Source organism: Nitratireductor sp. GCM10026969, from assembly GCF_042660605.1.
GTDB lineage: Bacteria > Pseudomonadota > Alphaproteobacteria > Rhizobiales > Rhizobiaceae > Chelativorans.
The window spans coordinates 54,689-68,332 of the sequence record NZ_JBHSUM010000002.1 but is presented as its reverse complement, the minus strand read 5'-3'; the positions used below and the strand labels follow the sequence as shown (position 1 = coordinate 68,332).

Below are 13,644 nucleotides of genomic sequence, written 5' to 3'. Positions count from 1 at the left end.
ACCCTCGCTCGGCTGATCGGTCGCCAGGTTCGAGCGCAAGATGGCGCGGGAACGTAAGGCGCAAAGAAAGCGCCCGGCAGACGAGGATGCGTAACTCCATCCTTGCAAGAACACGAATTACACGTATAATTCAGGTATCCCATTTGTAAGGATGCCTGTCATGCCAACCGTCGGTTCCCTCGAATTCCAGCGCAAGTTCGGCGAGTTCCAGCACCAGGCGCAGCGCGAGCCGGTAGAGATCACCCGGCACGGCCGGCGCGAGTTCGTGCTGATGTCCGCCGACCATTACGACTGGCTCCGCGCCGCTGCGCAGCGAAGCCATCGCACGGCGGATGCCGCCGATGTGGTGATCGACGCCGTGGAGCGCGCCGAGATGGACCCCGAGCACGCCCATCTCGACGACCTCCTGAAGTAAGGCGGGCAGCGTGGCGATCCCTGAACCAAAGCCCGGCCTCGTCCTCCGCTACGATTACCTCTGGACGCATGAGGCCGCCGCCGGCCAGGATCAGGGCAAGGACCGCCCGACCTGCCTCGTCGCCGCGACCGATGCGCTTGTGCGGCCCCGCCATGTGGTGCTGCTGCCGATCACCCATACGCCGCCCTCCGGCGATACGGTCGGCATCGAGATCCCGGCGAAGGTGAAGCAGGCCATCGGACTCGACGACGCGCCGAGCTGGGTGATCGTATCGGAGCACAATATCGACGAATGGCCCAATGGCGGGCTCTCGCCGGTTCCCGGCAAACAGGGCGAGTTCGCTTATGGCTTCATCCCGCCGGGGCTGTTCGCAAAGATCAAGGCCAGTTTCCTCGAACTGGCCCGCGCGAAGAAGAGCGGCGTGGTGCGCCGCTGAACCATGGAGTTTTGAAAGGACCGGCCGATGACCCGCGTTGCCCTCTATGCCCGCTATTCCTCCGACAATCAGCGCGAGGCGTCCATCGACGACCAGCTGCGCATCTGCCGCGAACAAGCGAAGCGCGACAAGTGGAAGGTGGTCGGCACCTACAAGGATGCGGGGATTTCGGGCGGGCGCGAGCATGATCCTGCGGCCCGGCATCCAGATGCTGCTGCAGAATGCACAGGCGGGTCAGTTCGACGTCGTGCTGGCCGAGGCGCTGGACCGCATCAGCCGCGATCAGGCCGATGTGGCCACATTCTACAAGCACCTGACGTTCGCGGGCGTTCCGATCGTCACCCTGGAGCAGGCGAAGCGGTCAGCGCCGCGCAAGCTGTACGGGCCACCGCAGCAGCCACAGAAGATCAGGGCCGACAGCAGTGATTTCGGCCGCCGTGCGCCGTTCAGACGGTTCTTCTTGTGACGTTCGCGCACCGCCTCGGTGACGTTCGCATATTTGTCCGCGATCTTGCCCTGGCGCTCGCGGACGGCCTGCCAGAGATCGTCATCGACGATGCGCAGTCGGGAACGTCCTTGACGATCCACTCCGAGTCCGGGTGCGTGAAACGCGCTTTCCCGTGGAGGGATCCTTGATGTAGCGCAGCCGGTTCCAGATCAGCCGGCCGATATAGAGTTCGTTGTTTACGAGGCCCGTTCCCCGCTTCACGTGCCCCGGATCGTCGTGTCGCTCCAGGGCTTGCCGTTCGGGCCGGGCACGCCTTCCTCGTTCAACGTTCTAGCGATGGTGCGGGGACCGCTCCGGCGGCGAACTCGCGAAAGATGCCACGGACGACGTTCGCCTCGCCCTCATCGATCTCCCGATCGCCGTGGACTGACGGGCGACGTTGGAGACTTGTGAAACGCGTTTTGTCGCGGTCCCAGAATACGGGACGAAGGCTGGAGATTCCTGTCTTGGAGCTTATCGATAAGGACAGCCGAATGTGGCGGCCCCAAGCTATGGAAAGCCTCAAGGAGACTTCTTTCGTTTTGCAAACACTCGCAGCCTGACAATTGCCATGATGGTCGCCGCAATGACCAGGGCGCAGAGCCCGACCCTGGATACTGGCTCCATAGTTCCTTCGATCAACAACGCGTGGACGACGCTGCCAAGCACAATCACCCCTGCGAAGGCGGCATGACCACGTCGCCATGTGTGTGCTCGTAATGGCAACCGACGTCGGAGCGCCGCCAGAAGCGCTGTGCCGAAGACCGCCCACATGGCGATTGCCCCCCAAAATGAGAACGGGGTGGGCGATGCGAATAAAAGGGCGTCGATAACATCCGGCGGGCTGGTGATCCAAAGACCTGCTACATGAGCGGCTACTGTCAGCGCCAGAAGCCCGCCAAGAATGCTGTGAATGCGCCTCCCACGCTGCGCAGGAACCCCGGGCAGGAATCCTCCTACAAGCAAGGGTTGGATGAGCAGGAGAGCCATCGCGATAACGCCTGCGAACCCGGCCGCTATGTAGACTGGATCGCGCCATGCAAGCAGAGGGCTGGCTGCGGCAGCTGTGAGGGGCACGACGACCGCAACCGCCAGGGCTACCCATATCAAGATCGCACGGGCACGGTTCATTCGCTTCCGTCAGACCGGTTGCAGGACGAAATGCACCTCAAGGCTCGTATCGTTTGCGCTCGACAGAACGGGGCGCAGGAAGACGGCTTCGAAATCGCCACTGTCATAGGCGAGGTGCCCGTGCGGCTGACCAAAGGAGGGGATGATCTGAGGCATCTCAAGGCGGAAGCGACCGCTTTCGTCGGTGAGCGTTGCACCATGACTGTGCGGGTCACGTTCGTGTCCCTCGGTGGTATGCGCCCAGATCTGTATACGTTGACCCGCGAGGGGAGCGCCGTCGCCTGCTCGGCGTACGGTGCCTGACATCCAGAATCCACCGCCGCCGATCTTCTCCACGATCGGCGCGCCGGGACGGTAGTTGTTGGATCCGCCACGCATCGAGGGCGTTGGCGCAATGTTTTGCGACCGGGCAGGAACGACGAGGGAAGAAAACCCGACCGCTACCGCGGCGGCGCCTGTGGCCAACATGGTCCGGCGGGTCAAAAGCTTGGAATGCATGGGATCATCTCCTTTCGGATTGCCGCTGTTCGACCGAGCAATAGAGCCGGACGAGACGAGACCGCGGCCGGTAGTGACGATGTCCGGCTGATGTCACCGGCACCTGCTCGGATCGCGATCCTGTTGATTTCCCAAGAGCCGAGCGGTTGCTTGTGTCGGCGTTCATCATTGCGCCGGCGCAAGTGGGACCGAGAGGATCCGATTGTCTCCTCCGCCGCGCGTGTTCGTCAGGAACCACAGATTGCCGTCGCTGCCCTCGAACACGTGACGAATGCGGCCATACTCGCCGGTGTAGTGCGCGGTGGCTACGGAGTTGCCCGTAGCGTCGATTGTTACCGACCACAGCCGCTGGCCGGTCAATCCGGGATAAAGAAAGTGCCGTCGATGTAAGCAAGCCCACTGGGTCCCATTTCCCGGGTTCCCCACTGCATGACCGGGTCTATGTAATCGGGATTGCCGCCCCGGCCTTCGACGATCGGCCAGCCGTAGTTCCCGCCCGGCTCGATGCGATTGAGCTCATCCCAGGTATCACTCCCGAACTCGGTCGCCCAGAGCTGCCCGGCGTCGTCCCACGCCAGCCCCTGGGGATTGCGGTGTCCAAACGAGTAGACGAGGGAATCGGCGAACGGATTGTCGCTCGGGATGCCGCCATCGGGAGTCATGCGCAGGATCTTGCCGCCAAGCGAGTTCAAATCCTGCGGAAGTTCAAGATTTCGGGTCTCGCCAACCGTGGCGTAGAGCATTCCATCCGGGCCGAACGCGATCCGGCCGCCATTGTGGCTGCGCCCGCCGGGTATGCCATCAAGGACGACCTCCGGATCGCCCAGCATGCCGTTGCTGTACGGCATCCGCACGATACGATTCCCCTCCGTCGTGCTATGATAGGCGTAGATCCAGACATCCGTGCCCTGTTCCAAAACGGCAAGGCCAAGCATCCCTCCGTCGCCTCGGGCTACGAAGACCCGGACACTGCCGACGGATCGCAGCGCCTCACCCGGTCGAAACGCTACGATCTCCGCTGTGCCGCGCTGGCTGACGAGCACCTCCTCGCCCACGGGCACGGCAGACCAAGGGATACTGAGCCCTGAAACGATCTCGACGGGCGTGCCCACGGGCATTACGCCCGATATCGGAGTAGCGTTTGAATTCGACGACTGGGCATGAGCGCCCGAGGGCACCACAGCTGGTGTGGCATCGATCACGATGAACGCAAGAGCGAACATCGCGAACCGAACCACGGTGGACGCTCCACTCAATGCCGCTGACCGGCGCACCTCATGTCTCAGGGGGCCAGCACCGGCGCAGTTGTCGAAATCCCGGCTCTTCATCGTCAACTCTCCCAGTTTGACGCGAAGTGGTCGGAATTACTGCAACTTTGTCTTACAAATATGCCGCACTGGTATCAGAATGTCGCAGCACGCGTCTCGCAAAGCGATCCGTTGCCGGAATTGTCCGCACCACCTCCCTCGCGATCCACCAAACGACAGGCGTAAGGTCGCAGGTTGGCGTCCCGCGCTTAGATATGAAACGCCCCGGAATTTCCGCCGGGGGGCGATCCAAAGACGGCGAGCGGTCCAAAAGTGAACAGGGTTGACCTGTCGCCGAGGGTAGCAGGTCACCGGCACTGAGTTGGCCGCGCATCATCACCCCTTCCGGGTGGACGGGGCACGCTTACCTTCGTTGTCAGGTTGGCACCGTTCATTCGGCGGGAACCGGTGTCGCCTCGTTGTGGCGTTGTGGCGCACCGATGCCTTCAATGAGGAAATAGGCCAGCGGTGTGATGAAGAGCGTCAGTATGAAGGCAAAGCTGAGCCCCCCGACGATGACGAGTCCGATGGCCATGCGGCTTTCCGCACCCGCGCCGGTCGCCATGGCCAGCGGCAGCGCACCAAAGACAGTGGCGATCGTGGTCATCATGATTGGGCGCAACCGGGTCACCGCGCCATCGAGCGCCGCCTCGCGTAAATTATGGCCACGCTCGCGCAACTGATTGGCGAATTCGACCATCAGGATGCCATTCTTGGCCATCAGACCGATCAGCAGCACGAGGCCAACCTGGCTGTAAATATTGATCGATTGTCCAGCGAGCCAGAGCGACAGGATAGCGCCCGCGAGGCCCAGCGGCACGGTCAGCATGATGACGAGAGGGGTGCGGAAGCTTTCGAACTGCGCAGCCAGAACAAGAAAGACGATGACTAGTGCGAGGCCGAAGACCATGGAGACGCCGCCGGAGGCACGCAGATAGTCTGCTGCCTGTCCGTCCCAAGCCAGAATTGCGCCGGCAGGAAGAGCGGCAACTTCTGCCTCGACCTGTGCCATTGCCTCGGCCAGATCCGTTCCCTCAACGAGATCGGCTTCCATTTCGACCGAGTGGACTCGGTCGTACCGCGTGATTGCAGGTGCGGTTGCCATGGGCGCGATCGAGGAGAAACTGGACAGCGGAACGAGGTCACCGCGCGTATTGCGCACAAGGATCGACAGAATGTCCTCGGGGTTGTCGCGATCCTCGGGTGCAGCCTGCAGCACCACCGGATATTGCCGCCCATCCGAGGCGTATTCTCCCACTGAACGCGAGGCATAAAGCGCCTGCAATGTTTGGGCAACAATCTCGGCGTCAAGTCCGAGGTCCTGTGCCCGTGCCCGGTCGACCGAAAGCGTAGCGCCTGGCTGGTTGGCCGCATAGGAGGCTTGGAGTCCGCTCAGGCCTGGATAATCTTCAAGTCCGGTCATGAGCGCATCTGACCATGCAGCTGCCCGTTCGATATCAGGTCCGCCAAGCATGAACTGCAGACCACCGCGTCCGCCGCCAATGCCGAGGCCGCCTGAAGGCCGAATAGCGGTGGCCGCCGCGGCAATCTGATCGAGTTGCGGCCGCAGCTCCGAGATCAGGTCGTTGACGGAGGTGCGGCGCTCGTCCCACGGGACAAGGTTTACGAAGATCATCGCTCGACGCAACTCACCCCACATGCCGACGATCGAGGTGATGTTCGACACGATCCCTTCCGTGCGCAGCGGTTCGAGCATGGCCTCTATTTGACGTACCGCCCCGTCGGTGTAGGCCAGATTGGCGCCTTGTGGCGCGGTGACATAGATGCGGAACTGGCCGCGATCCTCGTCCGGTGTCAGTTCCCGCGGCAACTCGCGCCAGATCGCGAAGGCGGCGGCGATAGCGAAAGCGGCGAGCGCCAGGATCGGCACCGGCCGGGCGAGGACAAGGCTGAGACTGGCGCGGTAGCCATTCTCAATCCGGTTGATCACCACCCCAACGACACGAGCAAGGCGGCCGGGCTTTTCCTCACGAGGCAGCAACCGAGCAGCGAGCACCGGCGAAAGCGTCAATGCCACGAACCCCGAGATAGCCACAGCCACGGCTAGGGCAATGCCAAATTCACCGAAAAGCTGGCCGACCTCGCCCTCCATGAACGAAACAGGCAGGAACACTGCGACCAGTACAGCGGTGGCCGCCACAACAGCAAAGTTTACCTGATTGGCACCACGTCGCGCGGCCTCGACGCGGGACATGCCCATGGCGCGATGACGCTGGATATTCTCAAGCACGACGATGGCATCGTCCACGACGAGGCCGATCGCCAGTATGAGGGCGAAAAGCGTCAGGATATTTATCGAGAAGCCGAGCATCCACAACGCCACGGCCGCACCGAGAATCGATATCGGAATGGTCACCACGGGGATCAGTGACAGCCGTGCCGAACCGAGAAACAGGAAGATCACTGCAGTTACCAGCAACACGGCCTCGCCGAAGACATGCAGCACCTGACGTATTGAGCTTTCGATGAAGACTGCCTCGTCCGTCGTCACCTCGATGGCCATGCCTTCGGGCAGTTGGGATCGCATCACCTCCAGCTCGGCGTGGACGCGGTGCGAAATATCGACTGTATTGGCCTGGGCCTGCGGCTGGATGCCAATGCCGAGGGCCGGACGCCCATCCGAGCGGAAAAAGCTCTCGGTCTGTTCCGGTCCTTCTTCGATGCGCGCGACATCGCCCAGGCGCAGCGGCCGTCTGCCGTCGCTGCGGATTACGATCTGTTCGAACTCTCCCACTGTGGTGAAACGGGTGCGGGCCAGAAGCTGCAGCTGTCGCGACGGCGTCTCGATCTCGCCCGCTGGCAATTCGATGTTGTTTGCCTGAAGCGCGCCGACGATGTCGCTCGTGGTCACGCCAAGCGCCGCCATGCGCCGGGGCTCAAGCCAGATCCGCATCGCCGGCGACCGTTCGCCGAAGATGGAAGCATTGGCCACGCCGGGAAGCCGGGCCAGCCGGTCCACAATATAGCGGTCGGCGTAATCGGAGAGCTCGAGGGGTGTCATCGCAGGATTGGTGAGGCTCAGCCGTACCACCGGATCCCCCTCATCATCGTTTTTCTCGACCTCGGGTGCCGTAGCCTCTTCCGGCAGGTCGTCTGCCACGCGATCCACCGCAGTACGCACATCGTTAGCGGCAGCATCGATGTCACGAGAGGGATCGAACACCAGAACCGTACGCATGCTGCCACGTTCGGATTCCGAATACATGCTTTGCAGCCCGGCTATGCCTGCGACGGCGCCCTCGACGACCGACGTCACCTGAGCGTCCACCACGTCGGGCGCGGCCCCGACATAGTCGATATTGATCGTTACCTCAGCGGTATCCACCTGCGGCAGTTCGCGTACCGGCAGCTGCGTGAGCGCCACTGCGCCGATCAGGACGATGAGCAGATTGACGACCGTGGCGAATACCGGCCGGCGCAGCGACAAATCAGGAAGTGTCACAGCCGGACCTTCGCCAGATCGGCGCCCGTCGCGGGCTGTGGAGCGACTGCCATACCGTCGGACAGACGGTGCAGGTTGTCGACGACCACCTCGTCCGCGCTATCCAAGCCGGAAGTAACCTCGACAAGACCGTCCCGGCTCTGGCCTGTTTCAATCTCGACCTGCCTGGCTACACCATCTTCGACGGTAAAGATGGTCGTTCGGGGCCCCTCGACCGTCAGCGCCCGCTCGGGCACGGCGGGGCGTTCACGGCTGTCAAGGACGATGGCGACTTCCATGAACATGCCCGCTCTCAAGGCCCCGTCGGCGTTGTCGATCCGCGCGCGCAGTGCTAGCGACCGGGTGGCGGCATCAATGCGGGTATCGAGAGCACTGATCTCACCGCGAAAGATGCGATCGGGCCAAGCAGCCGAACGCATCTCGACACGGAGACCGGGGTGCAACTCCGGATATGCTTGTTCCGGCACTTGGAAATCGGCTTCGATCACGGACAGATCATCCAGCGTAGCAACAATCGTGGTGGTATCGACGAGTTCACCTTTCGTCAGATCGCTCAGTCCGACGACACCTTCAAAGGGTGCGCGCAAACTGTGGTTCTCGAGCGCCTCGCGTGCCAGATCGCGTTCGGCCTCGGCACGCTGCAGCGCCGCCTGTGCGGCTAGGTGTGTGGCCTCTGAGACGTTGCCGCTTTCGTGCAATAGGTTCTGCCGCGCAGCTGCTGCACGCGCTTCCGTCAGCGTCGCCTCGGCGGACTTCAGAGTTGCGCGCGCCGCCCCGTCGTCAAGCCGCAGAAGCAGGTCCCCTTCGGTGACCCTGGCGCCGGGTGAGATGGCAAGCTCGACGACACGTCCTGCGGCCTCGGGATGCAATTCGACCGCGCGGATGGCGCGGGTGGTGCCAACGGCATGGATCGTGTCCGTGAACGCCATCTCGCGTGGAGAAACGATCGCGACCGCGAGCGCGGCCTCGCCTTGCGCGGCCTGGGCTGGTTCCGGATGGGGAACGAGCATGGCCCCGGTCAGCACGAAACCCGCAATGCCGGCCGCAGCTATCAGCACAAGCCCGATTATGATTTTCAGTCTGCGCATTTCTTTGGCTCTTGGGATACAGAACGCACGAGGCTGTCCACGGTGGTTCACGGAACCCGAACAGAACTGGTTTTTCTTTGGTCATCTTTGCTGCATCGCAGCATGGGGAGGGGGTGGTCGGCTAGAACCGTAGGCCGGATGTTTCACGCTGATATGCCGTGGGACAGCCAATTTGTCGCAAAGTGTCTCAACTTGTTATCAGCTCAATTACAAAGCTTCGACTTGACACTCGCTTCTCATCGAATGCTGCGGGAACAACTATATTGAGGACGGCTATGGGCTCATCGACGCCAAGATTGGCGCGCTACGGGCCCGCGCACATGACGACCGGCACGTGGTCAACAACTCGCTCAGCACCCATACGGCACTCTGCGAAATGCTGGAGAAGGGTGAAACCGAGGCGTTTTGCGCCTTGCTGGCACGCCATGTCGACAATACGGGGCGCGATTACCGGGCCTAGCTTGCGCGTCAGAGCGAGGATGCAGCGTAAGAGGCGCCGTTTCTACCGCGCGCCGAAGCTCCGGGTGCCGCCGAGATCGAAGGAAAAGGATCGGCGTAAGCGGCTTGACCTTCACCTGACCACCAGTGCTGGAACCGCCCAAATCGAGCGAGACCGTGAACGTCCTGCCCCGAGAGTGGAGCCATCGACAAAAAAGTGCCCTTCAGGGGCGCGCGGCAGGAAGGTCGTCACCACGAACCCCAACACCGCGCGGCCCTGCCCGCACGATTCAAGCTTCATCAGTTCGAAACCAGATCCCGGGCAACGGCAAAGGCAGCCCGGATGGCACCAACGTCGGCCCGCCCCTTGCCGGCGATGTCGAACGCTGAGCCATGGGCCGGCGTGGTCAAGGGCAGCGGCAGACCACCGTGGACGGTGACGCCGCGATCGAAACCGAGCAGCTTCAGGGCGATCTGGCCCTGGTCGTGGTACATCGTGACCACCGCGTCGACCTCGCCGCGCTGCGCCTTCAGGAACACGGTGTCCGACGGCAGAGGGCCCTCCACCGCGAGTTTCTCCGCGGCGAGTTCGCGCACCGCCGGCGCGATCACGTCGATCTCCTCGCGGCCGAAATTGCCGCCATCGCCCGCGTGCGGGTTGAGCGCCGCCACCGCGATGCGCGGGCGGGCGTAGCCGGCCCGCCGCAGCGTCCGGTCGATCAGACGGACCGATTTCCTGATGCCGTCCGCGTCGATATGGTTCGCTACGTCCCTCAGCGCGATGTGACTGGTCACCCGGCCAGTCCACAGACCGTCGACGGTGTTCAGTTCCGAGACATGGCCGCGCACCCCCAGCAGGTCGGCGATGTAGTGCAGTTCGCCCGAATGGCCGATGCCGGCCATGTGCATCGAGGCCTTGTTGAAGGGCGCGAAGACGACCGCATCGATGACGCCCTTCTGAGACAGCCTCAGCGCCTCGTCGAGAACCCGAAGCGTCGAGCGTCCCGAGGCTTCCGTGTTCTGCGCGACGATCAACTCGCCCGGCACGATCGTCTCCATCCGGTGCAGGGCGAATCTGTCAGCGCCGGTCCAGTCGCCTTGCGTAGCATCCAGAGGCGTCAGCGGATGGGAAATCTCGGCCTGCGCCTGCCCTAGCTCGAACACGTGCTGGTCGCCGATCAGCAGAACGTTAGCCCCCTCGACGATGTCCTCGGAGAGCAGCCGGGCGACGATCTCGGGGCCTATGCCGCTGGGGTCGCCGGGGAGAAGTCCTATTCTGGCCGACATCATGCTCTCCTGTCCCTCATACTTGGCCCGGTCAGCGGACCCTGAGACCGTCCTCGTCGAAAACGCGCACCGCGTCCTCGGCCGCTCTGATCGCTACCGGCTGGCCGGGAGAGAAGATCTCCCGCCCGCGATACTCGACCGAGATCGGCGTGCCATTGACGAGGGTGATATGAACGTACTGCGTTCCGCCCAGATATTCCGACAATTCGACGGTTCCCGACAGCACCTCTGCCTTGCCCTGATCCGCCCCTTCAGGCGTGACGGTCAGGTTCTCCGGCCTCAGACCGATATTCACCCGGGTTCCCGCCGCGGGCGACGCGGACAACGCCACGCGAAAGGCCTGGGAGCCAATGCGTGCCTGCGTCCCCTCCCAAATCGCGGGCACGAAGTTCATCCGGGGTGATCCGATGAAGCCGGCGACGAAGGCGTTGTCGGGATTCTCGTAGAGCTCCTGCGGCGGGCCGACCTGCTCGATCCGCCCGTCGCGCAGGACGACGATCCGGTCGGCCAGCGTCATCGCCTCGGTCTGGTCATGGGTGACATAAATCACCGTGCTGCCGAGCTCGCGGTGCAGGCGCGCGATCTCGACCCGCATCCCCACGCGCAGCTCGGCGTCGAGGTTCGACAAGGGCTCGTCGAACAGAAACGCAAGCGGCTTGCGCACGATGGCGCGGCCCATGGCGACGCGCTGACGCTGCCCGCCCGAAAGCTGCGACGGGCGGCGGTCCAGGAGGGGCTCGATCCCCAGCACCCTGGCGGCCGCCTCGACCTGCTCGGCGATTTGCCTCTTGGGCGTCCGCGCGATGGACAGCCCGAATGCCAGGTTCTCGCGCACGGTCATGTGCGGGTAGAGCGCGTAGGACTGGAACACCATCGCGATCCCGCGGCGCGACGGGTCGCGGTCGGTCACGTCCTCTCCACCGATGAAGACATCGCCCGAGGTCACGTCCTCGAGCCCCGCGATCAGCCGCAGCAGGGTCGACTTGCCGCAGCCCGAGGGGCCCACGAAGACACAGAACTCGCCGCTCTCCACGGACAGGTCGATCCCGTGGATCACGTCATGCGCGCCGAACGACTTGCGCAGCCTCCTCAGTTCGATCATGCCCGCCCCCGTTTCGGCCGACAGGCTCCCGATCATCGTGTGCGTATCCATACCAGCATCTCTCCCGGGTCCCGGTTGTCCCAAAGGAAATAGGGCACAAAGGTGCCAAGCACCGTCTCGACGCGGGGCGGTGCCGCCTTGTAAAGCGCCCTGCCCCAGCCCTCGTGCGTTTCCTTCCCGACGGGCACCCTGATCGCAACCGCTCCACCGAGTTCGTCCATCTTCGACGTCTCTGCCCTCTCAAAGCCGCCGTCGAGCAGGATCGTGTCCAGCGGCGTGTCGTTGTCCGTTTCTTCCATGCAATAGACCAGCGGCCCGCGCGTCAGCGCCGTGCGGCCGCGGTCGGCGCGGATGCGCGGGTCGGCGCGCAGGGCCGTGACCGCCATCGGTAGATCGAGCGTCACGCTGTCGCCATGCGACCACTCGCGGTCGATCGTGACGTAGCCGCTCCTTGAGGCCGAGCTGAGGTCGACCGCCTCACCGCCCACACTGACGGAGGGGTTCGCGCACCAGCCCGGCAGCCGCAGGGAGAGCGCGAAGCGGCGCGGCGTCTCGGTACCGATCTTCAGGACGACGCGGCCGTCCCATGGGTATTCGGTCTCCTGCTCGATGCTGACTCTGCCACCGCCAAGAGTGAACGTCGCTCGGTTGGCGCCGTAGAGGTGGACCGCCAACGCATCGTCGGCGACGCCGTACATGTAGGTCCCGATCGAGGTGACCGCGCGGGCGATGTTGGGCGGACAGCACGGGCAGCGATGCCACTCCCAGCGGTGATGACAGCCCCGGCTCTCGAGCGGGTTCTCGTAGAAGAACCGGTCGCCCTCGACCGACAGGCCCGACAGCGCGCCATTGAGGAAAGCCGTCTCCATCACGTCGGCATAGACCCGGTTCGGCCCGCGTCCCAGCATCCGCGATGCCCAGAAGGCGAGCGCGATGGCTGCGCAGGTCTCGGCATATGCCGTCTCGTTGGGTAGATGATAGGGGTCCGAGAAGCCCTCGTTGTGCTCCTCGGGCCCGATCCCACCGGTGACGTACATCTGCCGCTCGGTCAGATCCGACCAGAGCATTTCGAGCGGTTCGGTCAGGCTGTTGTCGTGGAACTCGGTCGCCACGTCCGCCATGCCGCAATAGAGGTACATCGCCCGGACGGCGTGACCCACAACGCGGGTCTGCTCACGCACGGGCAGGTGCGACTGGCTGTACTCGTGGGTACCGTGGACGAAACCGTCGGGTGAGGCGCCGCGGCGCTCGGCCTCGAGGTCGAAATAGTGCGGTTTCCGGCCGCGCACGTCGATGAAGAACTTCGCCAGGTCGAGATAGCGCTGCTCTCCCGTCTCGCGGCCGAGCTTGATCAAGGCGAGCTCGATTTCCTCGTGCCCGCAATAGCCCTGCATCTTGTCGGCGCCGGGGCCGAAGCGCCGGTCGATCAGGTCGGCATAGCGGATCATCACGTCGAGGAACTTCCGCTTGCCTGTCGCCTGGTGGTAGGCCACGGCGGCCTCTATCAGGTGGCCCGCGCAATAGAGCTCGTGACAGTCGCGCAGATTGGTCCACTCCCGGCCCGGCTGCATCCTCAGATACCAGGAGTTGCAGTAGCCGTCCTCGCGCTGGAGCGCGGCAAACATGTCCACGATCTCGTCCACCCGCGCCTCGAGCGCCGGGTCCGGCTTGCGGTGGATGGCATAGGCTGCGGCCTCGAGCGCCTTTGCAACATCGGAGTCCCAGAACATCTGCGTGGTGACGGTCGGCTCCTTGCCCTCCTTGCGGTGGAACGGCAGGCGCTGCCTGGGGACGGGGCGCGTGGGGTCGATCTGCTCGAACATCCCCGCCTCGGCGCAGCGGTCGAGCAGGATGTGCACCGTGGTCGAAGCCACGGCATCCGCCCGCTCGCCCCAGAAGCCGCGCAGTTCGACATCCGGGATCGCTGGCGGTCGGAACTGTAGTTGCGATACGTTGGTCACGGCATTCACCTGGTTTTTCCTTTCAGGTCTG

The 13,644-nt window shown here is 63.7% G+C and carries 12 protein-coding genes and 2 pseudogenes; 5 read left to right on the top strand and 9 right to left on the bottom strand.

The features are described 5' to 3' along the window. The first annotated feature begins 160 nt into the window (after positions 1–160). The 4 genes and pseudogenes from ACFP9U_RS01020 (at position 161) to ACFP9U_RS01005 (ending at position 1,317) form a co-directional block, all read left to right on the top strand. Positions 161–415, top strand: coding sequence for a type II toxin-antitoxin system prevent-host-death family antitoxin (locus tag ACFP9U_RS01020; protein WP_113342252.1), 255 nt, complete (start codon positions 161–163; stop codon positions 413–415). 10 nt (positions 416–425) lie between these two features. After that, the gene (locus ACFP9U_RS01015; RefSeq protein ID WP_322450492.1) at positions 426–851 is read left to right on the top strand and encodes a hypothetical protein; all 426 of its coding nucleotides are present in this window, start codon (positions 426–428) and stop codon (positions 849–851) included. Positions 852–878: 27 nt separating this feature from the next. Then, positions 879–986, top strand: a pseudogene (locus tag ACFP9U_RS01010) (hypothetical protein); the annotation flags it as partial. A 49-nt stretch (positions 987–1,035) separates the two neighbouring features. Continuing rightward, entirely contained in the window at positions 1,036–1,317 is a 282-nt protein-coding gene (locus ACFP9U_RS01005; protein ID WP_378618356.1) for a recombinase family protein, read from the top strand. 239 nt (positions 1,318–1,556) lie between these two features. Here ACFP9U_RS01005 and ACFP9U_RS01000 read toward each other — a convergent pair whose 3' ends face one another. From ACFP9U_RS01000 to ACFP9U_RS00975, 6 genes and pseudogenes are all read right to left on the bottom strand, one after another. Then, complete coding sequence (locus ACFP9U_RS01000; protein WP_378618419.1) at positions 1,557–1,625, bottom strand: hypothetical protein; 69 nt, start codon at positions 1,623–1,625, stop codon at positions 1,557–1,559. A gap of 235 nt (positions 1,626–1,860) precedes the next feature. Then, positions 1,861–2,328 carry a ferric reductase gene (locus ACFP9U_RS00995; protein WP_378618354.1) on the bottom strand — a complete coding sequence of 156 codons (468 nt, stop codon included), beginning with the start codon at positions 2,326–2,328 and terminating at the stop codon, positions 1,861–1,863. 150 nt (positions 2,329–2,478) lie between these two features. After that, a complete protein-coding gene (locus ACFP9U_RS00990) occupies positions 2,479–2,967 on the bottom strand; it encodes a twin-arginine translocation pathway signal (RefSeq protein WP_378618353.1) in 489 nt (162 codons plus the stop codon). Between the two features lie 165 nt (positions 2,968–3,132). Beyond that, positions 3,133–4,085 (bottom strand): annotated as a pseudogene (locus ACFP9U_RS00985) (PQQ-dependent sugar dehydrogenase). Positions 4,086–4,665: 580 nt separating this feature from the next. Beyond that, on the bottom strand, positions 4,666–7,737 hold the full coding sequence (locus ACFP9U_RS00980) for an efflux RND transporter permease subunit (protein ID WP_378618351.1): 3,072 nt from the start codon (positions 7,735–7,737) through the stop codon (positions 4,666–4,668). Further along, entirely contained in the window at positions 7,734–8,762 is a 1,029-nt protein-coding gene (locus ACFP9U_RS00975) for an efflux RND transporter periplasmic adaptor subunit (protein WP_378618350.1), read from the bottom strand. Before ACFP9U_RS00975 ends, ACFP9U_RS00980 begins: the two co-directional genes overlap by 4 nt. Before the next feature lie 301 nt (positions 8,763–9,063). On the opposite strand from ACFP9U_RS00975, the gene ACFP9U_RS00970 reads away from it, so the two are divergent. Beyond that, positions 9,064–9,285, top strand: a complete 222-nt coding sequence (locus ACFP9U_RS00970) for an FCD domain-containing protein (RefSeq protein ID WP_378618418.1) — start codon at positions 9,064–9,066, stop codon at positions 9,283–9,285. Positions 9,286–9,563: 278 nt separating this feature from the next. Here ACFP9U_RS00970 and ACFP9U_RS00965 read toward each other — a convergent pair whose 3' ends face one another. Genes ACFP9U_RS00965 through ACFP9U_RS00955 form a run of 3 tightly spaced genes read right to left on the bottom strand, consistent with a single transcriptional unit; the run spans position 9,564 to position 13,622 of the window. Further along, a complete protein-coding gene (locus tag ACFP9U_RS00965; protein WP_378618348.1) occupies positions 9,564–10,550 on the bottom strand; it encodes a 4-hydroxythreonine-4-phosphate dehydrogenase PdxA in 987 nt (328 codons plus the stop codon). 31 nt (positions 10,551–10,581) lie between these two features. Next, complete coding sequence (locus ACFP9U_RS00960; protein WP_378618347.1) at positions 10,582–11,703, bottom strand: ABC transporter ATP-binding protein; 1,122 nt, start codon at positions 11,701–11,703, stop codon at positions 10,582–10,584. Further along, a complete protein-coding gene (locus ACFP9U_RS00955; protein WP_378618345.1) occupies positions 11,685–13,622 on the bottom strand; it encodes a glycoside hydrolase family 127 protein in 1,938 nt (645 codons plus the stop codon). The genes ACFP9U_RS00960 and ACFP9U_RS00955 overlap by 19 nt, the downstream gene beginning before the upstream one ends. Positions 13,623–13,644: the final 22 nt, after the last annotated feature.